The 26,996-nt window shown below is 45.2% G+C and carries 10 protein-coding genes; 4 read left to right on the top strand and 6 right to left on the bottom strand.

What is annotated here, in order from left to right:
• The 3 genes from rtxA to CKY02_RS25170 form a co-directional block, all read right to left on the bottom strand.
• Window positions 1–10,581: an MARTX multifunctional-autoprocessing repeats-in-toxin holotoxin RtxA gene (rtxA, locus tag CKY02_RS06675; protein WP_112894684.1), complete on the bottom strand. Its 10,581-nt coding sequence runs from the start codon at window positions 10,579–10,581 to the stop codon at window positions 1–3.
• Between the two features lie 1,053 nt (window positions 10,582–11,634).
• Window positions 11,635–12,270, bottom strand: coding sequence for a hypothetical protein (locus tag CKY02_RS06670; protein WP_112894683.1), 636 nt, complete (start codon window positions 12,268–12,270; stop codon window positions 11,635–11,637).
• Between the two features lie 231 nt (window positions 12,271–12,501).
• The gene (locus CKY02_RS25170; RefSeq protein ID WP_193493079.1) at window positions 12,502–12,648 is read right to left on the bottom strand and encodes a hypothetical protein; all 147 of its coding nucleotides are present in this window, start codon (window positions 12,646–12,648) and stop codon (window positions 12,502–12,504) included.
• 697 nt (window positions 12,649–13,345) lie between these two features.
• On the opposite strand from CKY02_RS25170, the gene CKY02_RS06665 reads away from it, so the two are divergent.
• The 4 genes from CKY02_RS06665 to CKY02_RS23600 all read left to right on the top strand — a co-directional run bounded on the left by CKY02_RS06665 (window position 13,346) and on the right by CKY02_RS23600 (window position 16,050).
• Window positions 13,346–14,035, top strand: a complete 690-nt coding sequence (locus CKY02_RS06665) for a PAS domain-containing protein (protein WP_112876320.1) — start codon at window positions 13,346–13,348, stop codon at window positions 14,033–14,035.
• A 36-nt stretch (window positions 14,036–14,071) separates the two neighbouring features.
• A complete protein-coding gene (locus tag CKY02_RS06660) occupies window positions 14,072–14,758 on the top strand; it encodes a helix-turn-helix transcriptional regulator (protein WP_112894682.1) in 687 nt (228 codons plus the stop codon).
• Between the two features lie 353 nt (window positions 14,759–15,111).
• Window positions 15,112–15,780, top strand: a complete 669-nt coding sequence (locus CKY02_RS06655) for a LuxR C-terminal-related transcriptional regulator (protein ID WP_112894681.1) — start codon at window positions 15,112–15,114, stop codon at window positions 15,778–15,780.
• A 75-nt stretch (window positions 15,781–15,855) separates the two neighbouring features.
• The gene (locus CKY02_RS23600; protein ID WP_146747396.1) at window positions 15,856–16,050 is read left to right on the top strand and encodes a hypothetical protein; all 195 of its coding nucleotides are present in this window, start codon (window positions 15,856–15,858) and stop codon (window positions 16,048–16,050) included.
• 279 nt (window positions 16,051–16,329) lie between these two features.
• Here the strand turns inward: CKY02_RS23600 and CKY02_RS06650 are convergent, their stop codons facing one another.
• From CKY02_RS06650 to CKY02_RS06635, 3 genes are all read right to left on the bottom strand, one after another.
• Window positions 16,330–17,313 (bottom strand): T6SS immunity protein Tli4 family protein, encoded by a 984-nt coding sequence (locus CKY02_RS06650; RefSeq protein ID WP_112894680.1) that lies wholly within the window; start codon window positions 17,311–17,313, stop codon window positions 16,330–16,332.
• Window positions 17,303–17,521 carry a hypothetical protein gene (locus CKY02_RS06645; protein WP_112894679.1) on the bottom strand — a complete coding sequence of 73 codons (219 nt, stop codon included), beginning with the start codon at window positions 17,519–17,521 and terminating at the stop codon, window positions 17,303–17,305. Before CKY02_RS06645 ends, CKY02_RS06650 begins: the two co-directional genes overlap by 11 nt.
• A 684-nt stretch (window positions 17,522–18,205) precedes the next feature.
• Window positions 18,206–26,996 (bottom strand): non-ribosomal peptide synthetase (locus CKY02_RS06635; protein ID WP_146747403.1); only part of this gene is annotated, 8,791 nt, incomplete at its 5' end.

The raw sequence follows: 26,996 nt of genomic DNA, 5'->3' as shown, positions 1-26,996 counted from the left end.
TTAAGCAAATTTCCCCTTACCAATCGTGACATCGGTCCACGCCGTTGCGATAGCCGTTTTCGCCTGACTGTCCAGACTCTCAATAAAACCCTTATCACCCACTGCCGGAGCAAAACTGCTCATCGCCTGGATCAAGGAATCCACGGCATTATCTGACAGTGCCGTAAATTCGCGATCCCCTGACGCGTTCTTATCACTCATCCGAGTCACCAATTTAGCGCGATTGCCATTAAAGTAATCATTAAAGATGATAGAACCCACCGATTCAAATCTCCCTTGAGCCGTGTTGTCCTGAGTATGGCGATTCACTGACAGCACCAGATCATACCCGCTACGCTGGAACCACAAATTTTGCCAGTCAACACCGTTAAACAAGATCATATCTTCTGCGTTAATATCGCTCACTCGGTTACCAATCACTTCTTCGCTGACCACAAAGCTATCCACACCCGCACCGCCCCGGAAATGGTTCTGATACCCGCCTAACACCAGCAGATCCTGACCTTCACCGCCATCAAACTGGCTGAACTTCGAAATCGCCGCGGCTATCAGATGATCATCACCTTCTCCACCGTTGATTACCGCATGGTAGCCCATCAGCTTAATCGCATCATTGCCGGAATAACCATCAATACGGTTGTCATTACCAAATACTCTGGCAAAGTCGTCGCCTCCTCCCAGTTCGGCCTGATTATTATTGCCGATGATCACCGTATAATCCTGACCTTCCCCAGTATCCACCCGGTTATAGTTGCCGGAGGTGACAACGTAATCCTGCCCGTTACCCGCATCAATAAAACCGCCTTCACCAAAGACAAATGTCTGGTCATTGCCTTCCCCCATAAAGACATGGTTAATACGCCCGGCCACCACTGCGGTATCATCCCCCTTACCGCCAAACATCCAGTTTTCACGCCCCATCAGGACGCCTAAGTCATTACCTTCACCACCTGAAAAAATATTGGAGGTACCTAACGAGTAATAGACATCACTACCACGACCACCCCAGAAGTTATTGTTATCGCCCAGATAGGCACCAAGATCTTTACCGTCACCGCCCCAGTTGAAGTTATAGTTCCCCAACGATACGTGGATATCGCCATCCCCTTGCAGATGACCGCTGCTACGCAGGAAATCAAACGTTTTTTCTTCCATATTAAGCAGATCGGTCGTCAGGTTTTCTTTCAGGTTAGCCACTAACGATTTCATCTCTCGTTGCTTCTTTTCGCTAAACATCGTCGCAAACAGATTAGGTAAGTTCAGCGCATTAAAACCAAATGCAGGCTTTGATTTATTATTGGTCTGAGCATTTTCTCCATTGATATTCACCGAAAATCCTGACTCCTGACGCTCATCGGGCGCTTTCTCTTTCAAACCATGACTCTCCGCAAATGACCTGACGCCATCCTCGCCCATATCAATACCCGCCTCCAGGCTATCAAGTAACGTTTCTGGATTGGTGAACGCTTGCAGTTGATCACCACTAAATTCCCCAATCACTTCCAACATCTCTTGCAGAATTGCCTCACCATCAACCGATTCGCCTGTACAGGAAATAATTTTCCCCTCTGCGGTGTAGTTCACGCCAAAAATATCCGCTAAGGTGGTATCTGCATTTATACTCGCTAATCGGCCAATCAGTTTATTCTTGAGCTGACGCGGCAAGTCCCGTGGATTATAGGTAAAGGTGGTCTTCGCCATGCCCGTAGCTGAATATTGTTGCGTCATCAGACCAAACAATGAACCCAGATTGGTATCCAAAATCGACTGAATATGGTCACCGAACATCAGGTTCCAGTTACCGGTTGTCACCTGAATATCAGCGCCACGCCCGCCTACAGCAAAGTTGAAGGCCAGTTTCCAATTGGCCTGACGAAACTTATTCATGCGACTTATTTTGCCCATATCAGCCCCCTCACCATGTTCCCCTAGCCACTGATTAAACTTCTTGTTCAGCGTTAATTCGGCATCATATTTCAAACCACGGCTGCTACGTTCATGTTGCGAATCCAGATCAGTCAATGTGTTGTAGTCCACATTGCTGGTTTGGTCTAAGCCAGAGAGATCCCGTACGAACTTCTTCGCACCGGCGATTGTCCATTGCTGATCTTGTGCCGCTAACCAATCCTGATCCTCACTGGAACCCGCGACACCTTGCAGTACATCGGTAATACGCGCCACACCATCAAACGGATTAACCAACGGCGGCGTTGGGATGGATTTATCCATCATCACAATCAGGTCATTACCGCGGCCTTGGTTGAAGCTGACATTACGATTACCGATAAACATTTGCGCCCCTTCAAGCGCTTGATAACCTGCAATATCGAAGCTCTGTTTACTGTCGCCATTACCGATGTGCACCATCACATTGTTATCACCGAAGGCCAGTGATTTAAAACCACCGGTACCCACTTTGATACCAACGTTCGAGGTTCCCCAATTGAGTGCGGTAAACTCCCCATCTCCCACATTCACCTGGATATTACCGGAGTAACTGAGCTGATTATTCGCTTTCTCATTGGAATCAATTTGAATCGTATTTTTACGTTTGTTTGGTTTAACAAATTGTTCAACGTTACCCGCGATCGCTCCTTTAATAACGGTATCAGCTTCGGTATGTCCTACCCTGGAGAAGTTAATATCACTTTCGGCAATACCACGGCGAACTAGCTCGGTATGCGTGATCAACTCATTTTGGTTATTCCAACTCAATACGATTTTATTATCAGGCAAATTGTTAACCCATTGGTTATTTTGATCACGGGTAAATTTGCGTCCACTGGCATCAACAGCCACTTCACTACTGCGAGCGGAAACATCACTGCGAATGCCTTGCTTATCTAACACAGTAATAAAACGACGAGCAAAGCCATCCCGTTTGTCATCACTCATCAAAGAACAGCCCACAATACTGATGTGATCAGGTTTGTGAGTTATGCTTTTACCCTGATTAACGTCCTGATAAAACCGCGTTAATCTGGTCGCCAATTGATCAGCGGTGTAACCACTCAGACGAATGTTATTTTGTTCCGACGTCTCACGGCCATGACCGACAATCTGCCAACGTAACTTACCGGATAATCTGGTAAGGTCGCCATAAACCACACGATATTCGCCACTAGAGTCAAGTTGAACCACTACGCTGAAATCCGGGTGTTTACCCGCCAAATTGGCCGCGGCTTTAGCGACGATCGGATCATCCTCCATTTGGATAATGATCTGACCATCAAAGCGAGTTTCACGGCCATCAGTCTGTGGCGTCACCTTCTCCATTCGCCAGTCATTGAATGGTCTATTAATTTTTTTATCCTGATGAGCATCATCGATAACAGTAGGCACTACCACCCTATTTTTACCTGATAACCCATCTAACTCCTCCACCGCAGGGCGACTTTGTGGCTTCACCCAAGCATGTTTCTGATAGAATTCCCCAGTTTCCTGGAAAGCGTTATCCAGCGCCTGGCTTACCCACACTTTGCCTTCTTCACTGGCAATATCCACCAGCTCCCTATAATTGGCAGTGTAGCTATTTAGTAACTGCTTACGTTGTTCATCACCGGTTACCTGTAGTGCCCGATAAACCGCCAGACTTTCGTTGACAGAATGACCACCATCAAATACCAGAAACGCCAGCGTGTTGAGATAGCTCTGTCTGGCCGAGAAAGTAGGCTGTTCATTGGCAATCTGTTCACTAGCAATATAATTATTGAGGTGAACCATGATATTGGTCGAGCCAGAAGCCCCCGTTACCACAGAGTGGCCTTGCGCTAACGCATTATGCTCAAATCTCGTTTCCCATCCGGGGACCAAAATTCGACCCGCAGCAACCTTTCTGCCATATAAAAAGTCATCATGCTTGTTATTGGCCGGCTGGTAGGGCAACGCCGTACCATAATCGTTGGTCTGCTTTTCGGTTACTTCAACTTCATACGTGACATCAGCCCCGCTAGTCAGTTGACTACTGGTCGAACGGGCTTTGGTGATAACCTCCTCATAGAAACGATCCCCTTTAACCTTCCACTCCGCACGCTCCATCCCCATTCCTGGGGTAATGGCCATTTTTACTGCCAGAAATGGTACCTTAATCACAGCAAAACCATCATTAACCTGAGTCATCATGATTTTGAAGTTGGCAAAAGTCGGTTTGTCCAGGAACGCTGTCAATTCAGGCACCCGACTAAACCAGGGACGAAAGTCCTTGTTAATGACCCCGGCAAAACCAGCCATCTTTTTAGCAATAATCTTTTCACGCTCAGCGACATCAGGATAAAAACCCCCTATCCACTGTTCAAATTTCTCTACCAAAAATTGTCCTGTCTGCCTGGAAGTGGTCATAGCATCCTGTGGCGCTGTTTTCACCAATTCATGGGCCAATTCAGAATCAAAATGGCGGCCAAACAGGTTATCAATATATTGTCCAGTCCTCTTTTCTTTACGGGCATCAGCCAGTAGCTGTTGAGCTAACATGTGTAATTCAGGATGTGTCTGCAATTGGGTAACCGCATCCTCAAATAGCTTAATGGTTTCCCATCGTGTTACCTGTCCGCTAAGCCAAAGGTTTTTGGCTCGTTCAACTAACGGCATACCTTCGGGAATCGCTTCTTGTTGCAATCGGCTAACGAAAACAATGAGACTTTCACTTTCAGTTTTAGGCGCTTCCCGTTCCGCCGCAGAGTTAGTCTGGGTCAATGGCTTGATTTGCAAATTAGTAAGACGATTAATTTCACTTTGCGCGATGTTGCCTTTCAAGCCCACCACACGCCCGAACCCGTCAAAGGATACCTGTTGGTCAAACTGTGCAACATGGTCAGGCGATAGGCTAACCCCTAAAATCCCGGCTGATTCAGCTCTTTTTGCTTGAAGGTAGGCAACCCGTTCCCCCATCTCAAAACGCAAACTTTTGACTAACCGACCGCGCTTGGCAAATTCATTAAGATTATGCTGTTGCCAATGAGCAAGCGCTTGTTCAAGCTGCAACACATGCTGCTCATCAGGTCGTTCAACCGCATTGTTGAAAGCCTGACGTACGGCCACCAGCGCCTTACTGGGCCGATCGGTATTTATCTGACCAAGATATCTTTTCGTCGAATCAATAAACCGTTTGTCACCCTGACTCAGCAAGAAAGGCTCAAACTCTCTCAGGATGGAAGAATGAGATTTAAGGCTATCTCCACCCGCCGTTTGCCCCAATCCTTGCAAATTGATACCCGAAATTACAGGTGCTTTTTTGGTTAACTTTCCAGGTTGATTCGAGATAGGTTCCACAACCCTATCGGATGACGTTCCGGTAAACAGGGAAATGATCGAAGCACCAACATTTTCTGCGCGAATACTCCTGTTGATCTGTAGCCGATTAATCGCCTGTTGCGCACTACTCAATGCCGCCAAATCTGTGGCTGTTAGCGTTAGATCTTCACTGTTCCAGCCATTAGCTTCCGTTTTGGATTCAGGATTGATATGACTTTTCGGTTTCGCTACGTCGATTGGTGTATACGCTTTTCCAGACAAGCCACTGCCGGTCGCTCCGCTACGATCGGGTTTTGCATCACCAGCCTGTTTCGCACCTTTCGCATCAGCCTGTACCTGAGCGGCTTTATTTTTCGCCACCGAACTATCATGTTCACCGCGTTGTTTCGCTTCTTCATACACGGCATAGGCATCACTTTCCGCTTTTGCTGCCCGCAGACGTTGTAAATCTGCTTCTTTCTGTCTTGATTTCGCTTTTGTACGCGCATCCTCAATATTATCGTCCGCGTTCTTTATATTCTGATAACCTTGCTCTAAACCTGCTTCTGATTTGCCAATTGCATTTTTTACTTGTTGTTGGTTATCAATAAGGCGCGGCTGTAAACCCGCTAATTTTTTCTGTGAAATAAATTTGGTGTCATCTAATTTCTCCTGAATACGGTCCAAATATCCCGCAGCAAACCGGTCACGCCACTCATCACCCGATTGACCAGCGTAATTCCCATAGCCATTAAGCGCATCCAGACGTTGAGTCATGGAGAACAGTTCCTTCATTACTGCTCGCTCTTCTCCACTTATCGCATCACGCTGTACTTGTCCATTGGTCTTCAGCGCATTTTGATCCGTTGATTCCAATTGGAATTGTGATTTTGAAATTGTTTTAAGTTGGTCATCCCTTTCTTGTTCCAGAATACGGCGATTCTCCTCCGCTTTCTCTTTATCACTTAACGCATTTTGCGCAGCGCTGCCCTGTTCTGCATGTCTAACAACAGCATCAGCTTGCGATGATGATTCACTCTGAGTCGAATCAACCTTGTCTCCAATATGCAAGGCATTCTGGATAGCCTCAGTATCAGGAGTCTCCACCTGAGTTACCGTGCCACTTAATTTATCACGCAGATCCGAATCAACTTCATCAATGGCATTCATCTGGAAACCATCAATGGCAGAAACTTCGGTTAAATTAATCGCCCCTCGGCCTTTATGGGTTCCAGAAGTATTCGCCTCATTACCGTGAATCAGATAGTTAATCGCGTGGCTACCTTCCACATTTAACACAGTTTGTTTAATACTTTTAAACAGTAAGGGGAGGTTATTACTTTGCGTGTTGCTTTCTGCAATAGAAAGCGTGTGGAAATCACCATTACCCACCTTAATCGCCACATTATTACGTGCATAAGAGGCGTTAATCCCCAGGCCATCACCAACATGAATATTGGCATTGCTTTTACCTTTCATGATCGCAACATTGAGACCCTGCCCGACTTTAGTATTAACGTTATATTCACCCCACACTGCGTTAACGGAAACACCATCACCCACGTTGGTATTGACATTAAAATCGCCATGCGTCACGGTGACACTTAAACCATTCCCCACCGTGGTCGTGATATTGGCTTTGCCTTTTGCCGCAGTAACCTGCATACCGTCACCCACTTTGGTGACAATATTTCCTTCACTCCACAAGGTATTAAAGCTGTCACCATTACCGACCTGAGTCATAATGTTGGCATCCGCTTTGGCAAGCACGACATTGCGCCCATCACCGACCTTGGTAATCACATTAGCTTTGCCCCAAGCGCCGGTATAATCATCACCTTGCCCCACATGGGTGATGATATTGGCATCACCCTGAACAACCGTGACTTGCTGATTATTACCCACTTTGGTAATAATGTTTGCTTTACCTTTCGCGAAGTTATAACGGTCACCATCACCAACCTGCGTTAGAATATTAGCATCCCCCCAAACAGCATTAACGCCGATACCACTCCCCACTTTGGTAATGATATTGGCTTTCCCTTTGGCGAACCCCACCGTCACGCCATGACCAACATGGGTCATGATGTTACCCACATCGGAAATAAGTAAACCGACTGTTGTCCCGTCCCCTACCTTCGTTAGAATATTGCCCTTACCGAATAGCACGGCAACAGTAGTTGATGATCCCTTATGAGTGATGACATTCGCCTCCGCCGCCGCAACCACCCCCATAAAATCATCGCCCACTTTGGTGACAATATTCGCCTCTCCTAGCGCTAAAACGCCGGTTAAGCCATTGCCGGAATGCGTCATGATATTGGCTTGACCAAACATTGCCGCCAATGTTGTACCATCACCAACCCTGGTCATTACATTCAGCTCGCCGGCAAACAAGCCAATACTGGTGCCATTACCTACATGCGAATAGATATTGGCCTCACCAATCATCAAACCGAGCGCCAAATCATTGCCCGCTTTCGTCAGGATATTGCCCTGCCCGATCATCGCGGCAAAGGTTGAGCCATTACCAATATGGGTCATCACATTGGCCTCACCGATCATTGCTGCCAGCGTCATGCCGTTACCCACTTTGGTGGCGATATTGCCTTTAGCCAACATCAAGGCAACACTCATTTCATCACCAATGTGAGTAAACACATTGCCGGCGGCTATCATCAATGCCAACGCTTTACCATCCCCCACTCTGGTAAAAACATTCCCCAAGCCTCCCATCAACCCCCATGCATCACCGCTGCCAACATAGGTAAAGATATTACCCTCACCAATCATGGCAGCAATCGCCGTTCCATTACCCACTTTGGTAAAGACATTGCCCGCGGCTCCCATAACTCCCAGAGTCTGATTGCCACCGACATGAGTCAGCACATTACCTATGCCGAGCATGATACCCGTGGTGTCACCATTTTCGATTTTAGTCAAGATATTAGCGCCACCTAACATCACCCCCGTCGTACTTCCATTGCCAATGTGAGTAAACACATTGGCACCACCGCCCATCAGCGCAATAGCTTTACCTCTGCCCTTTTTCGTCAGAATATTGGCACCACCTAATGCAACCGCCGTGGTGCCTGATATTTTATCATCGCCGAGATGCGTGATAATGTTCGCGCCACCAAGCATACCGGCAACCAAATCACCGGCACCAAGCTTAGTCAGCACATTGGCGCCACCCACCAGTACCGAGGAGACCTTCCCCTTACCTGTTTGGGTCATCACATTAAAACCGCCGGCACCTAACCAATTAGCGTTGCCATTACCTATTTGGTCATGAGTGTTGTAACCCCCAAACATGATAACTCGGCTATCGCCATTGCCTTGGTGGATCGAGATATTACCTATCGCCAAAAGATGAGCCAGATATCGCCCATCACCGATCCGAACCAATACGTTTGCTGCACCGCCAGCGTAAACATCCATTTCTCCACGCTGGCTTTGATGAACCAATACGTTTGCCAGACCTGCGCCACGGAACGTCAGATCGCCCTGTTCCCCCTTTTTCACGATGACATTAGCAGCACCCGCGCCTTCAAAATTGACATTGCCGCGTATGACACTGGAGGTAATGACATTACCGCCCCCCATGCCCTTGAAATTAATGTCACCGGCGCTGTCACCCATATCGGCGGATAATTTCACCAACTCCTGATGACTGTACTCTTCGGTATGTGCTAAGTGCTCAGAAACACGGCATACTGAATTCACTTTGTATTGCAGATTAGTTAGCGAATATCCGCCCATACCCATTGAGCGATAACCATTTTTGAATGAAAAATCTTCAGCAGCCAGATTACCGGTATGATCACCTGCTTTGTACCACGCACTGGCATAATATTGCAGCGCACCGGTTTCAGGATTATTCGCCAATTCAACCATCACCACTTTGGTATATGACTCAACATACTTGGCATAAATATAAGTGTTCGGTTGACAGTTCGATTTCACCGCTGAAACATCTAATATCAAACCACCAGAATGGATTGCATACCCATGCATCTTGGCGTCAATTAACGTGATATCTCCTGCTCGGGCATTGGTTCCACCGGCATAAGTCACCCACTGGTTCTCCTGCAAATCTTCTTCAACAGTATGTTGAATAATAACAGGGTGATGATGTTCGAAGATTAAATTAGAGAGACGGTAACCACCATTGATGCCTATATCAGTAAATCCATTGCTTGAAGCGATATTCTCCGTAGCAAGATTCTTAAGGTGATTTCCCTGTTTATACCAAGAAGTGGCGTAATAATTGAGCTTACCGGTTTCAGGATCATTTCGGAGTTGGACTTTGCTAATCTTAGTGTACATTTCATCGGCAAATGCAAAGAGGTAAGTGTTAGGCTCGATAGTTGATTTAATACCTGTTACTTGTTGGGATTGCTGAATGCAACTTCCTCCTATCGTCGCCGTTATTAATACAATCTCTTCAGCTTTAGCATATTCCAGAGTGCCATCACGAGAACCGCTATCCGCGTCGATTCTTGATATTTCATTGTAAGCACCGGCACCATCAAAAGTAATATCACCATGTGCGACATCAGAATAGATCCGGTTATAACCCCCTGCCCCTTCAAATTCGATATTACCGTGCGTCTGTCCATATTGATCTTGACTTTGGCGCAAACGCTCAATACGGTTTGATGCCCCGGCGCCATGCAAAATAATATTGCCTTCTCTACCTTTACGTATAATGTGGTTATCAGCCCCGGCACCTGTGAAATTAATATTGCCACTTTCAACCCACGAACTGATACTATTCGCTGCTCCCCCACCGTCAAATTTCACATCACCGTGGCTTGTCTCATAGTGATCATACCAGGTACGGTCAATTTTATTACCGGCACCAGCGCCGGCAAAATTTAAATTACCTTGATTCGTTTCATGCCATAATTCGTTATAACCACCAACACCGTTAAAAGTCACATTACCGGATTGTCCTTTGCGATTCAGGCCATTATAAGCCGCTGCTCCTGAGAAATTGAGATCACCGTGGTCACCCTGATGATCCATAAAAACACCCCCTGCCGCACCAGTAAATGAAATATTACCATTACCACTTTTATCAATACCCGAATAACCCGCGGCGCCATGTACGGCCAGATTACCTTCCTTATCCACTACTTTTAAATATCCGGCGCTACCATCGACTACCTTGTTGCCAGAATCGGCATAAACTGTTGCTCCAATTGACCCGAGGATAATACGATCATCTCCTCCTTTGGCATAAATAACCCCTCCGACACCAATAGCAACAATATTATTGCCATCATCATCATCGTAATATTTTCCAGTAAAGAAATATTCTGTACTACGGTTTGATGATTTTCCCATAAACAATCCCTTAATTTAAACTGAGGTTAAATAGAAAACCACTGCATCTGGCAGATACAGCAGCGATTTTGAGAATCTAGTTTTCCGTGGACAGAGCAAACCCACCGTTCTTCCCACGGTAAAAAATATAATGACAGCCATCACCCAGGCATTATTTATATAATTCTGTCTAATTAGGTAGATTACTCTAACTCTATTGAGTTATTACTCCATTGATTGTTTTCTTTCTAATCAAAGAAATAATGAGAAAAAACGCCTTTGTTATAACTGATATCAGAAGTGATTTGTTCGAATTTTTTAGACATATTTCTTCCTCAACAAGAAATTTACTCAAAAAGATTATAAAATATATAGTGAAGCAAAAACCCTAAGCTCAGAGACATAATGGACTTATATATCTAAAAATACGGTTAAATGAATAATCAGAATAAAATAATATAGAGCAAAAACTCAAAATCAATATTAATGCATAAGAAAGTCTGTTTACCCCCCATATATTGCCCTATATCCCTACATTGATATTAACAATGCAAATGAAATAGTGAAAAATAAGATTAACCCACAGATTAACTTATTGTTTTTATTAGAATAATTAAAAAATTTTCATAAATAAAATTACTAAGGTTAAATTATTAACATTGTTGAATCAGAAATGCAGGAAAATTTAACTTATTTCTTTTCAAGAAAATATCTATAGTAAAAAACAACAGTTCACTCCCATTACTCTGATCTAAATAAATACGACCAATAAATACAATATTACTAACTATAATGAGTTAAATTAATAGCAAAATTAGACTTCAAACACTGTTCTGGAAATTTATACCCTATGGATTTCAAGATGCATCGCGGCGGCAAGGGAGCGAATCCCCGGGAGCATAGAGAACTATGTGACCGGGGTGAGTGAGTGCAGCCAACAAAGAAGCAACTTGAAAGATGACGGGTATATAGACTTTACAATGAGGGATAGCGCGTTGGGTGAGGATTGATATATCGCAAGTTAATTATAATGGAATCATTCAGATCGATTATGAAAAAACCCACAAAGTGGGTCTATTGGATGGGTAATTCACTTTTCGAAATAATTGCCAATCTATTCTGATGATATTCAGGATCTCCCCATAACCAAGATTCTTGGCGACTAACATCATTCTGGGTCAAAATCTTACGCAACTCACAGGTAATCATATCATAAGCATAAACATGCATATTATACGCCAGCGCGTCATACATACGGGCCTGCCAAAAAGAAATACCGTCATGAGTCTGGTTCATATCTGACACAATCACATTATAAGATTCGAGCAAGTAACCGAAGAACACCTGACCAGCCAGTTCATGCAAAACCGTTCGATGTTCACGTTTCAGAATACGCCAAACAAGAATTTGTGTTACAGGGCGGCAATTTAATACTACATCAGGCTGTATAATAACTCTGTTATAGTAGACGACTTCTTGAGACACATCGTTAACCAACGCCAGCTCGAAGTGGGATTGACTGATACGATTACCAAATCGACCATCAACACGAACCATGCGATAACCTGGCGAAAGCAACAACCCTTTTATCTGATCAGTAATATCAACCCCATTCATCAACGCAGTATAGAGGGTATGATTATCTGGGCTTTCATTCAGATGAGCGAAAACCTCATTAACCTTTTCAGGATTTACCAATCTTGCTGGCATATAACCTCCTCCTATTCCCCTCTAATCATCTAAAAAGGACAAGCTATCAAATTGATAACTGTACCTTCGATCGATGGTAGCCATATTGAACCCTAAGTTCAACAACAATGGTTGCGTTTCTACTGTTCCATCCACTGTTGATATCTTCCACGACCTAAAAGGCATCATAAGAACGTACCTCCGTGCCTTTTGTCATATCAAGCTCATCTTTGCCGATCTTTTTACTTCCCATTAAACTTGCGTGTTATACCCGCCATCTTTCAAGCTGCCTCTTTGTTGGCTGCACTCACTCACCCCGGTCACATCGTTATCTATGCTCCCCGGGGATTCGTTCCCTTGCCGTCGCGATGCAACTTGAAATCCATAGGGTATATACATGTGAAGTAACGGATAGCATCAAGAAAAAATTAAATTCCAATAAAAAAACCAAATTTATGTTAGCGTCGTTCATTAAGTATTGACTACTTAATCCCAAGGGAGTCACTATTGTCAACTACCCTTTTAAAAGGGTAATGAGCACAAACAAGGTAAAAAACCAAGAGCATATACTTAACACAACAGGCGTAATCTATTTAGTTCAATCTTAATGCCACGTCAAAAATATGACCAAAAACCACTATTTTTTTCATGCCGCTGTTCAGATTTGTTCTTTATTACAAAGACGAGTAAATCAAATCGTTTAACAGAACAGCTCTTAAGCATTAGGACAAATAATTATTGAACAACTGACAACAATGAGGATGCTGATAATTTCAACTATAATCTGCAATTATTGATCATTAATAATACCTATTTTTCAGCTAAAAATAGCTGATATCAGGCACAGCAGCGAGCACAGCAACAACCTCTACTTGATCTTTCAATAAATCATTTAAATAATCTTCATCTAAAATAGTATATATAGTTATATTCCTCTCTATTTAAAGTTTCATTATTAAATAGTAAAAATTCAATTAATAAACATACGCTTTTTGACGAGAAAAGCATTATATTCTATTATATGGCTGTCCACTTAAGACATAATCGAAAAAGCAACCATTCAGATAATGATTTAAATAGGAATTTAGGAGTTACTATGTCAAACATACGAAACAAATCCACTCTTATTACACCACAATTAACCCTGATGTGGGACAAAAGCAATGAACCTTGGGGTGCCAGAGATCATCAGTCAAGATTTATTTATGCTAACCCTGCTTTCTATCAACTACTCAACCTTCCTGAAGATTTCGATATTATCGGGCTTACCATGGGTGAATTGCCCTCGCCTATCGCAGAATATGCAGAAGAAGTCCACCGTCAGGATCAAAAAGCCATCCAAACTATGCAACGCATCACTTCACTGGAAACACATCGGTTTGGAGAAAATAACGTCAAACAAAGCTATATTTGTGATAAATTTCCCCTTTATGATGAGAATAATGATTGCATTGGGATCTTCTTTCATATGTATCAACCTCAAAACTTTTCTGTTTCTTACTATTATGACAGAACATCGCCATCAAACCTGGAATTTACGCCACCAAACAATCTATTGACGCAAACCGAGTGGGAGGTGCTTTTTCTAACCCTGCGATCACAGGATGAAGAGAGCATCGGTGAAGAATTAACGATGAGCACAGAAGATGTTGTTAATCATATTCAGTCAATTTACCAGAAATTTAATTTACCACCACAGATAGAATTAGCAGATTTCTGTAAGAAGAATAACTATCATCTTTATATTCCTGAACGTTTTATCACTATTGGTAGTAAGGAATTGTAAATTTATAAAATATTAATTACACGGCAGGATATCATTATGATAAAATCTAATAATTTCAATATTTCATCTCAAGTCATTAATACCATGCAGCAAAGTAATGAACCTTGGGGAATCAAAGATAAAAATTCATGTTTTATTTACGGCAATCTAGCACTCAAACATCTTCACAATATTTCAGATTCATTTGATTATGAAGGGCAATATGATGATGAAATTCCTTGGGAAGGCGTTGAGTATGCAAAAGAATTCGTTATTCACGATCAAATAGTAATGGAGAAAGAAGCAAGAGTATGTTCACTTGAAACACACATATTCGGGAAAGATAATTTTCTTTCATCTTATTTCCAAGAAAAATATCCACTCTATAATGATGATAACGAATGTGTCGGAGTCATTTTCCACGGATGGAAAGCTCAGGATTTCTCATTTACCCGTCTATTTTATGGAAAACTCCCGGCATCTATTCTGTTCTCTCCACCAACCGATATATTTACACAACGGGAATGGGATGTTATTTTCCTCATGTTACATAAGTATACTAGTAAGCAAATCGGTAGGATGTTAAATATTTCCTATCGTACGGTTGAAACCCATTTCTCACGAATATATAAACGAATTGGTGTTCATTCTAGCCGTCAATTAGAAGAATATTGCCGCACGAATGACTATGACCTCTACGTGCCAGAGAGATTTGTGAACCGGGAAAGCAGAATATTTCCTTAGGCTCTAAATCACAATAAAATTTTTATTATGAAGAAGAACTATGCAATATCACCTCAGATTAGGTAATGGACTGTAGGGAAGTAAAAGATAGTTCTTCATGCTTTATTTACGTTACGGCAATCCAGCAACAAAATAATTCATTCATAATATTAAGAAATTATTTGATTGCAAGGAGCCTTACTACATAACTCATTGTTTTAAATAAAATAAACAGGCAACCATTCATTCTGCCATAACATATAACACTAGAAAACTCTTATGAAAAAAGTCAATTTTATTGCTATACCTCAGAAAGCACCAGGGAATCTCAAAGTAGAATGTTCATTTAAACTGAAAATTTTCAAGGAGTCTTTATGAAGAACTATACGATATCACCTCAAATTATCAACACGATGGAAATCAGCAATGAGCCGTGGGGAATAAAAGATAGTTCTTCAAATTTCATTTATGGTAACTCAGCAACAAAGAAATATATTCATAATTTTAAAGCATCATTTAATTATGATGGACTTTATGATCATGAACTCCCTTGGGACGGCGCTGAATTTGCTAAGGAATTTATTATTCAAGATAGTATGGTCATGGCAAAAGAACAGAGAATATGTTCAGTTGAAACACATATATTCGGACAAGATCAAATGTTATCATCTTACTTTTGTGAAAAATTGCCTTTTTATCATGAAGATGGAAATTGTATCGGCGTCATGTATCATTGTTGGGAAGCTAAAAGCTACTCATTAGCCAGCCTATATCAATATTATAAAAAACTACCGGCATCCATTATGCTTCAACCACCAAGCGATATTTTTACGCCGCGTGAATGGGATATCATCTTTTTCTTTTTACAAAAATACACCAGACAACAAATTAGACAGATATTAAATATTGCTTATCGTACCATTGAAACCTATATGGCCAGGATATATAACAAGATAGGGATTCATTCCAGCCAACAACTGGAAGAATACTGTTTAGCGAATAATTTTCATCATTATGTACCAGAAAAATTCTTATTGTCATAGCAATTTTATTATTAAACCATTTTGTTCCTGACAATAATATTCAATCTGGACGTACCAGAATAAATAACGGTAGCCTTGATCTATACCCTATGGATTTCAAGATGCATCGCGACGGCAAGGGAGCGAATCCCCGGGAGCATAGGTAACTATGTGACCGGGGTGAGTGAGTGCAGCCAACAAAGAGGCAACTTGAAAGATAACGGGTATATTAACAAGGCTACCGCTGAAACAGCATTATTAACGCTATTATGGCAAAACGAATTAAAATAATTTTTCTCTCTTTCTCTTATTTAAAAATTTATTTACTTCGACATAGAGATAATAGCACCAGAAATTTACAAAAAAGGGAGAATGTGAAAGGCTTGAGAGGGATGGTGAGCATGTGCATTTGCGGGTAACCTATCCGACAAATGATAAGTATATCAACAACCAATATTACCGGACTTAAAAACAACATATAAGCTAATAAAGCCATTAGCGATATAAATCAGAACACATTGAGCCTCCCATTAGTGAATTATTTAAAACACTATCCCTCTCACTTCATCGCTATTCGAAAGCATCCGCTCCTCTACGAAAGGTTTTCGTTATTGCATCCCAAAACGCGATCAATTCATCTTCGGTATATGGCGTTGCAGGTAACTGGTAATTCATTAACATAATGACAACACAGATTTTTTTATTATTCAACACCATATCATTTGCAACAAAATCAAATTGATAACGCGGATTATTATTAAGAGATTGCATACCTACTGCTAATAACTCTTCCCCATGAATCCCATTTATTTTTCTTTCCCCCTTTCTTATTATCTTGCCATAGTTAATAAACCAATCCCTTTCAATCGCACTAATACGTTCAAGTAAAGTGCCTTCCCCTTTAAAGTCATTAATGATTTCAAGACTGAATGTGAAATTATCATCCTGATTTCCTTGATAGACAAACTTTATATTTTCTTTTTCATTATTATAGTCGGCAATAAAACCATCAGGGATACAGATTCCTGCCTCTATCGGAATATCGCTATCCTTTCTGCCACTGATTCTGGCAATTAGCCTTTGCATTTTGTCCAGAGTTTGAGAAAGCATTTTATATTGGCTTTCATTCACTCCAGATTTTATATAAAGGTTTCTTGAATAACTATATTTATCATCTGATATCTCTGTAAATTTCATTTCTATAATAAAAGCAACCTCATTATCATATAAATGGGCTTCTAATATTCGGGAAAAACCGGGTTCACTGACACTATTATTTCTATCAAAAATCACGCCATATAATTTTCCCTGGAGATGATAAACTTTCTTTAAAAAGGGCAGATCTTTCGGATCGGCAGTTTTAGTCGTCCTTAATTTTTGCTCTCTTATCTCTATGCGCTGTTCAAATGCGGATAGATGCATACGCTTGGTTTCTATTTTTGCATCATCAATAAATATCTCATTGTTGATGATGTTTTCAAATGCCAAGGGAATATCAATCAGATAACGTCCGATACAACGAGTCTGCATATTGGCTAATATTTCAGTTTTCATTCTCTTTTCCTTCTCTTTTCCTTTTTAGGTTAAAACGGGATAATAATGGGCAGGGAAATATCACTGCCACAGAATATAAGTGCCTACCTTTTTTCGCATCACGGTTGAGAGCTTCATGAAAAAACGGCGTACTGAGCAGCATGCCGTTGGCGTAGTGATTGACTAGTTCAGCGGCGATAATGAATTCACGTTGCAAACTTACTTCCATTATTCTCCCTATATCAGTACGTAAATCCTTCGGTAAACTGGAACTAGCTACTTTCAAAGGAGCATCTACTGCAAAAGCCGCTGCATAACATCATGCATAAACAGGATGAGCGATTTCTGAATTTTTCTATCTTCTTAACGGGTGCTTATAAAGATCAACTCTTTTTTTCAAAAAAATACAATTTTTTAATACCCCCCATTGTCACCACCGATATAACAGCATGTTGAACAAAATATTTAAACTTCATGACAATAACATAACATTTATTGACATTAAGATAACCCCATAGCAACATTTCCTCTTCACTGAGAAAAGCATAATCATGGCTCTCACCCATATAGCCAAATGTTTTAATCGGAATATCTGTAGTGATATTTATCCTGACAGCTATTCTGTTAACAAAAACAGTTAACGATTACGCTATTTCCTCATTTACCTCCATGAGTGGTTATCATACTTAAGGGTGTAAGAATTGTTTACAAGCGTAGACAATGCTGAGAAATAGGATTTCTCCGCTAGCGTCAGGTGTAGGACTTGATAAAAAAATAAGGCACCGAAGTGATTAACATTCGGCGCCTATATTCAGCAAGATTGTCCGGCTATTATAAAAACCGTTAACCGGACAAATTGATTTTTAACTATTTTTATTTAAGTATAGCCTTTCATCCCACAATATCACTGGCATTACAGCGCCTCCGCCTCACAATTCATTGCCAACGCCCTGCTTAAGGTCTTAGCCAAAATAGTTTTATTTTCACTATCTTCCATCAGACTAAAATGATCCCCCGGAACCGAGGTTAACTGTAGCGAAGAGTCAGGAATTATCTGTTCCCAACCTAACGACGGTTCCATCGTTACGGACTGTAGCGCAACATCGGTAACAAATGGAATCTGTGGATAAGATTCCATTGCATAGAATTGATGTAGCGTTATCGCCAGAGCTTTCGGCTCATAATCCTTAACCATCTGGACATAATTTCCCATCTGTACCCAACGTTTGGCAATTAAGTCAGGGCGCAGATTTGATGGGTATAATTCCAGCTTCTGCGCTGCTGCAATAAATTGCACTAAATTCAGTTCGTCCATTTTCTGATGCAACGCGGCAATCTCTTGAGGATGCTCATCCACTGACTGCCTTGCCAATTCAGCAAGGAACTGAAGTTTAGGTTGATCGACTCGTGTCTTGAAACAGTGCGGAGCAGGTGTATCAATTAGCCCCAAGAAATTAACTGTCTCTCCGGCATGCAAAAGTTGCTGAGCAATGGCATAAGCCAGTATACCGCCAGAAGAGTAGCCGTATATCCGATACGGGCCTTCTGGTCGCACTGCTTTCATAAAGGTGATCATTCTGGTCGCCAGAGCTTCAATGGTCGACGCCTGTTCCTCATTGATAGACGGCCAAGGTAGCGCGTAAATCGGGTAATCCGCCTGAATATGCTGAGCCAGCCCAAAAACATAGGAATAGTCATCCATGCCACTCGGCACGAAGAAGAGCGGCGGTTCGGTTCCATCCGGTCGCACCGGTATGGCGCTGTTTTGCAATTGAGACAGCGGATCTGAGGTGATCTCTGCCACCAGTTCCGCTAGCACCGGGAATTGGAACAGATTATTCAATGAGCAAATCAACCCTCGTTCCGCGGCCAGATTGATCATCCGCATAGCGAGCAGCGAGTGTCCACCCAAGGTAAAGAAGTTGTCATGCCGGCCAATTCGCTCAACCCCCAGTAATTCACGCCAGACAGCCGCCAAGGCGATCTCTGTTTCGCCTTGTGGCGCTTCATAGATCTGACGGGCAAACGCGTTCTGATCAGGCACCGGCAATGCCCGGTGATCCAACTTGCCGTTCGGAGTCAACGGAAAAGCATCCAGACGCACAAAGGCTGACGGCACCATATAGTCAGGCAATAAAGCTCTTAAATGACGATGTAATTGGCTAGCCAACCCGTCATCCGCCTCAGATGCGACATAAGCCACCAGACGTTTATCCTGACCATCTCCCAGTGCCAATACAATCGCCTCACGCACATCAGGATACTCCATCAACCGCGCTTCGATTTCACCTGGCTCAATGCGGAAACCCCGGATTTTAATCTGTTGATCATTACGACCAACGAAGACCAGATTACCATCTGGCAGATAGCGGGCTAAATCCCCGGTTCGGTACATACGAGCATCCGGTTGATCGCTGAACGGATCCGTCAGGAAACGTTCAGTCGTCAAATCAGAGCGGTTGAGATAGCCACGCGCGACACCGGCACCACCAATGTACAATTCCCCCACTGCCCCAAATGGCACTGGCTGGCCGTGATTATCCAAGAGATAAATAGCTGTATTCGCTGTCGGACGCCCAATAGGGATCAGCATATCAGTATAGTCTGGCGGGCAACGCCAGCAGGTTGCACAGACGGTGATTTCTGTCGGGCCATAAGCATTAAACAGCGTTGCCCGACCACGTAATGCTTGCAACAACGCCGCACTGGGTGCTTCTCCGCCCAGTATCAAGGTGGGCTTTATCGTTATCGCCGGTAAATCAGCCCCATCCCGTAACAGAGCCGGGGTCAAACAGGCGTGTGTTACCCGCCGTTCTTCCAGATAACGCCACAGGCGCAGCGGGTCTTGACGAACGCTATCAACCGGAATGTCTAGGGTAGCTCCCCCACACAGTGCCACCATGATTTCCCAGACACTGGCATCGAAACCAAATGAAGCAAATTGTAACATCCGGCTATCCGAGCAAATGTCAAATTGGGTGATTTTCTCCCAAATTAAATTGACCAAGCCATGATGTTCGACCATAACCCCTTTTGGTGTACCGGTGGAACCAGAAGTGTAAATCACATACGCCAGATGTCGTGAGGTTAGCGCCGGGACGTACGGATTATTATCCGGCTGATCAGGCAGAACAGTCGGATCAAGTACCGTTAACGCCGTAAGCGCCTGTTCACCTAGCGCAGTACGGCCCACATTATCTGCCAGTACCACTGACGGTGCCGCATCCGTGAGCATATAAGCTAGCCGGTCACCCGGGTAGGCTGGATCTAAGGGAACATAAGCCCCACCCGCTTTGAGTACCGCCAGTAGCGCCACCACTCTTGACGGTGAACGCGTGACACAAATCGCTACCCGTTGATCGGGCTCCACTCCGAGTTCAATTAACTGATGAGCCAGTCGGTTAGCATATGCATTCAATTCTGCATAGCTGAGAGTCTGCTCTTCATAGACCAGTGCCGTAGCCTCAGGATTTTTCGCCACTTGCTGTTCAAACAGATGATGAATACACAACGGGTCGGAATATGTCGTTTGCGGGCCATTGCCGACTTTCAGTAGCCGTTTCCTTTCTACTGCCGGTAAAATTTCCAACCGCTGAACCGGGGTTTCCGAGGCGTGCTCCAGTGCACCCACCAGACTTTCCAGCGCCTGTTGCATATAACCACACACCCGCTCTGCATCAAACGGCTGGACGATTTGCGCTGTCAGCCCCAGCGCATCACCAAAATCTTCTACTGACAGCGTAAACGGATAGTTAGTCCGCTCCTGTGCACCGAGAAATTCAACACCGCTCATGATCTCATTCGATTCCACCGAAGCTATATTGTGTCGGTAGTTCAGCAAGGTACTAAACAGAGGCGTTCCTCCCTGCACCCCGCTACAACGTTGAGCCAGTGCCAACGAGGCATATTCGTGTTCCAATAATCCCGCCAGCCGGTGATGTGCTACCTGTACGCTGTCTCGTACCGGGGTATCATCCATATCCAACCGTAGCGGCAAGGTATTGATAAACAGCCCCATGCCATTTTCAGCCCCTTCACCCGCCGCCATCCGCCCAAATAAGACAGTGCCAAATACCACCTGCTGCTGTCCGCTGGTACGTGATAACACCTGTGCCCAAGCCAGATGACATAGGGCAGCCAAGCTCACTCCCAATCGCCGCGCCTGACCACGTAAACTGTTATTTAACTCAGGGGTCAGCATCCGGTGCGATTCGGTCATCTGCGAGCCATCATGGCGAACTTCCGCCAGCCCAAACGGTAACGTCGGTTCATCAACCTCAGCTAACATCTCGGTAAAGAAACGGGTATGTTCTTCCTGACTTATCCCTAGTCGGGACTGCGCCACCAGATTACGGAATGGTGCCGGGGCTGGCAGGTTGCCGTCCTGCCCGTCAAGGTACGCCTGAACTTCGTGGCTCATCACATCCAGCGCGGTATGGTCGCCAATCAAATGATGCATCAGTTGCAAAACAATCCAACGACTATCACTGTCCTGTGCCACCACAAAGCGCAACAGCGGTGCCTGCCCCAAATCGAGACGATATTGACGTGGGTTAAACCGTTGCGCTAATTGTTCGCTGATCGGCCCGTCAGCCGGATCTAATGGCAATTCCATCACCGACAACGACACCTGACGGCAAACGACCTGCGCCGGAACGGATAATCCTTGCCAGATAAAGGCGGTCCGTAGGATGTCATGACGGTTAATCACCTGTTGAACCGCCGCCAGATAACGATCCAGCAGAGGCCGGTCAGCAAAAGCCATTTGACCTGCCAACAGATAGGGATCGCCTTCGTTTGCCAGCAAATGGTGGAACAAGATCCCATCCTGTAACGGCGACAACGCATAGATATCCTGAATATTGGCTATCCCACCCGGTACCTGTTCGACGATGTGATCAATTTCAGATTGAGTGAGATCGATCAGCGGTAACATTTCTGGCGTTAACACCGTGGTGGCCGGTGTAATCATGTTGGCCGGCACTTTTTCGGTCTGATTCAGCCTCAATGTTTGCGCCAGTTCAGACAGTATCGGGGATTGGAACAGATCACGTACTGCCAGCGTTAAACCCAAATTACGCAAACGTTCAACCATCCGTACCGCAAGCAACGAATGGCCCCCCAAGGCAAAGAAGCTGTCGTACCGACTGATCTGTTCAACGCCCAGTAATTCACGCCAGATAGCAGCCAATGCGGTTTCGGTTTCTCCTTGCGGTGCAGCGTAGATCTGGCGGGCAAAAGCATCCTCCCCCGGTGCGGGTAACGCCCGGCGATCCAGCTTGCCGTTAGGCGTCAACGGAAAAGCATCCAGCCGCACAAAGGCCGCCGGTACCATGTAATCAGGTAACAATCCACTCAGATGTTCACGCAAACGGTTAACCAACCCGTCATCCGCTTCCGCCGCTACATAAGCCACCAGCCGTTTATCCTGTTCGTCGCCTAAGGCCAGTACCAGCGCTTCACGCACCCCGGAGTATTCTGTCAGCCGGGCTTCGATTTCTCCCGGTTCAATGCGGAAACCGCGGATTTTAATCTGCTGGTCGTTACGACCAACAAACACCAGATTGCCATCCGGCAGATAGCGAACTAAGTCCCCGGTTCGATACATCCGGGCATCAGCAATATGACTAAATGGGTCTGCAAGGAAATGTTCGTCGGTCAGTTCAGGACGATTGAGATAGCCACGAGCCACACCGACGCCACCAATATAGAGTTCACCCACTGCCCCTAGCGGCACGGGCTGACCGAGGGCATCTAGCAGATAGAGACGGGTGTTGGCTGTTGGGTGCCCGATGGGAACTAACACATCGGTATAGTTTAGTGGGCAACGCCAACTGGTTGCACAAACAGTGATTTCCGTTGGACCATAAGCATTGAATACCGTGGCCTTATTGCGCAACGCTTTAAGCAACGCCACACTGGGCGCTTCACCGCCCAATATCAAGGTAGGTTTTACCGTTATCACCGGCAAATCAGCCCCATCCCGCAGCAAAGCCGGAGTCAAACAGGCGTGCGTTACTGACTGCTCTTGCAGATAATGCCAAAGGCGGTATGGGTCCTGGCGAACAGACTCATCAGGAATAACCAGAGCGGCACCACCGCATAGCGCCATCATCATTTCCCAGACACCCGCATCAAAACCAAATGAAGCAAACTGCAGCATCCGGCTAGTGGGGAAAATGTCAAATCGAGCGATTTTATCCTGAATAAGGTTGACTAACCCACGATGCTCCACCATCACCCCTTTTGGCGTGCCGGTCGAACCAGAGGTGTAAATCACATAAGCCAGATGACGGGAGGTCAATGTAGATAGTTGTGGGTTGTTATCCGATTGATCAGGCAATAAATGCGGATCAATCACTGTCTGCCCCACAAGCATTTGCTCACCTAAGGCTGAACGTCCAACACTATCCGCCAATAAAATAATCGGTTCAGCATCAGTCAAAATATGGGCCAGACGTTCGCCCGGATAGGCCGGGTCTAACGGCACGTAAGCGCCTCCCGCTTTTAACACCGCCAACAGCGCCACTATCCGCGCCGGTGAACTTGCTACGCAAATCGCCACCCGCTGATCCGGCACTACACCCAGCGCAATAAGTTGGTGAGCCAATCGGTTAGCATCAGCATTCAATTCCACATAACTAAGGGATTGGTTTTCATGTATCAGTGCCGTGGCATCCGGGGTCTTTTCCACCTGCTGTTCAAACAGTTGATGAATGCACAACCGCTCAGGATATGCTGTTTCAGTGGCGTTCCAGGTTTTTAACAATAATGTGCGTTCAGTTGTCGACAGAATTTCTAACTGCTGTACCGGCATATCGGGCGCCTGCTCAAGCGCCTCCACCAGACTTGCCAACGCCTGTTGCATATAGCCACATATCCGTTCTGGATCGAATGGTTGCACCACTTGAGCCGTCAGCCCTAGATCAGAGCCACTATCCTCTACCGACAACACAAATGGATAGTTGGTCCGCTCCTGTGCGCCAAGGAATTCGATGCCACTCACGATTTCATCTGGTGTGACCGGCTGGGTATTATGTCGGTAGTTCAACAACGCATTAAAAAGTGGCGTTCCCCTGTCTACGCCACTGCAACGTTGCGCCAGCGCCAGTGAAGCGTGCTCATGTTCCAACAATCCCGCCAGTCGGCTATGTGCTGCGCGTACACTGTCCCGCACCGGGGTATCATCGATATCCAATCGCAACGGCAAGGTGTTAATAAATAGTCCCATGCCACTATCAGATCCTTCACCCGCCTGCATGCGTCCAAACAGCACCGTACCGAACACCACTTGCGTTTGCCCACTGGTACGCGATAGCACCTGTGCCCAAGCCAGATGGCATAGCGCCGCCACACTGACGCCCAACCGCCGCGCCTGACCACGTAAGCGCTCGTTCAGTCCCGCTGTCAGCATCCGATGAGATTCCGTCACCTGTGAACCGTCATGATGTGCTTCCGCCAACCCAAATGGCAGTGTCGGCTCATCCACCTCAGCCAGCATGTCGGTAAAGAAACGAGTATGCTCTGTCTGGCTGATACCCAAACGAGCCTGTGCCACTAAATGACGGAACGGGACCGGCGCAGGCAGGCTGTCTATTTGCCCGGTGTCTATTCGCCCGGTGTCTATTCGCCCGGTGTCTATTCGCCCGGAGAGAAAGACCTGAACTTCGCTGTTCATTACCTCTAACGTGGTATGGTCGCCAATGAGGTGATGCAATAATTGCAGCACAATCCAACGACCATCACGCTCTTGTGCCACAACGAAACGTAATAACGGTGCCTGATTCAGGTCAATACGATGCCGGCGCGGGTCAAAACGTTGAGCCAGTTGGTTACTGATCGGCCCATCAGCCGGGTCGAGCGTCAATTCCGTTACGAACAAAGGCACCTGACGGCAAATTACCTGAGCCGGCACAGACAACCCTTCCCAGATAAAGGCGGTCCGCAAGATATCATGGCGGTCAATCACCTGTTGAACCGCAGCCAAATAGCGGTCAAGTAAGGGGCGATCAGCAAAAGCCTGTTGAGTAATCAGTAGATAGGGATCACCCTCATTTGCCAATAGATGGTGGAATAAAATGCCATCCTGTAACGGTGACAGCGCATAGATATCCTGAATATTGGCAATCCCACCCGGTACTTGTTCAACAATACGATCAATTTCAGCTTGAGTCAGATCAATCAGCGGCAACATTGCTGGCGTCAGCACAGTCGTACCCGCTGTAATACCGTTATCAGGCACGCTAATTTCACGATGCGGCGCTAAAGATTGGGCCAATACACTTAATGTCGGATGCTGGAATAACGTTTGCACCGACAGGCCCAACCCTATACGCCGTAAACGTTCGATCATCTTGACTGCCAACAGCGAGTGACCGCCCAAGGCAAAGAAACTGTCATGTCGGCCAACCTGTTCAACATTCAGTAATTCGCGCCAGATAGTGGCTAATGCTATCTCAATTTCCCCTTGTGGCGCTTGGTAAGCTTGGCGAGCAAAGGCATCCTCCCCCGGTGCTGGCAGCGACCGGCGATCCAGCTTACCGTTAGGGGTCAGCGGAAAGGCATCCAAACGCACAAAAGCCGCCGGTATCATATAGTCAGGCAAAATATCACTTAGGTACTCACGCAATCTGGCCGCCAGTCCGTCATCCGCTGGTGCCACCACATAAGCCACCAGTCGTTTATCCTGCCCGTCACCCAACGTCAATACAATCGCCTCACGCACATCAGGATACTCCATCAACCGCGCTTCGATTTCACCCGGTTCAATGCGGAAACCCCGGATTTTAATCTGTTGATCATTACGACCAACGAAGACCAGATTGCCATCTGGCAGATAGCGGGCTAAATCCCCGGTTCGGTACATACGAGCATCCGGTTGATCGCTGAACGGATCCGTCAGGAAACGTTCAGTCGTCAAATCAGAGCGGTTGAGATAGCCACGCGCGACACCGGCACCACCAATGTACAATTCCCCCACTGCCCCAAATGGCACTGGCTGGCCGTGATTATCCAAGAGATAAATAGTTGTATTCGCTGTCGGACGCCCAATAGGGATCAGCATATCAGTATAGTCTGGCGGGCAACGCCAGCAGGTTGCACAGACGGTGATTTCTGTCGGGCCATAAGCATTAAACAGCGTTGCCCGACCACGTAATGCTTGCAACAACGCCGCACTAGGTGCCTCTCCGCCCAGTATCAAGGTGGGCTTTATCGTTATCGCCGGTAAATCAGCCCCATCCCGTAACAGAGCCGGGGTCAAACAGGCGTGTGTTACCCGCCGTTCTTCCAGATAACGCCACAGGCGCAGCGGGTCTTGACGAACGCTATCAACCGGAATGTCTAGGGTAGCTCCCCCACACAGTGCCATCATGATTTCCCAGACACTGGCATCGAACCCAAATGAGGCAAACTGCAACATTCGGCTGGTGGCACGAAAATCAAACTGGTTAATTTGTGTCAGTGTCAAATTAACCACGCTACGATGTTCAATCATCACGCCTTTTGGTCTGCCGGTTGAACCAGAAGTGTAAATCACATAAGCCAGATGCTGTGGGGTCAATCCAGAGACTTGCGGGTTATTGTCTGGCTGCTCCGGCAAGGTATTCGGATCGAACACCGTCAGCGTCGCCAGAATGTCTTCACTTAGTGCTGCCTGCCCGGCATTATCCGCCAGTAAAATAACCGGTGTCGCATCAGTGAGC

This window comes from Photorhabdus bodei (assembly GCF_003287735.1).
GTDB lineage: Bacteria > Pseudomonadota > Gammaproteobacteria > Enterobacterales > Enterobacteriaceae > Photorhabdus > Photorhabdus kayaii.
Note: the sequence above shows the minus strand (reverse complement) of the source record. Positions and strands in the feature narration are given on the sequence as shown.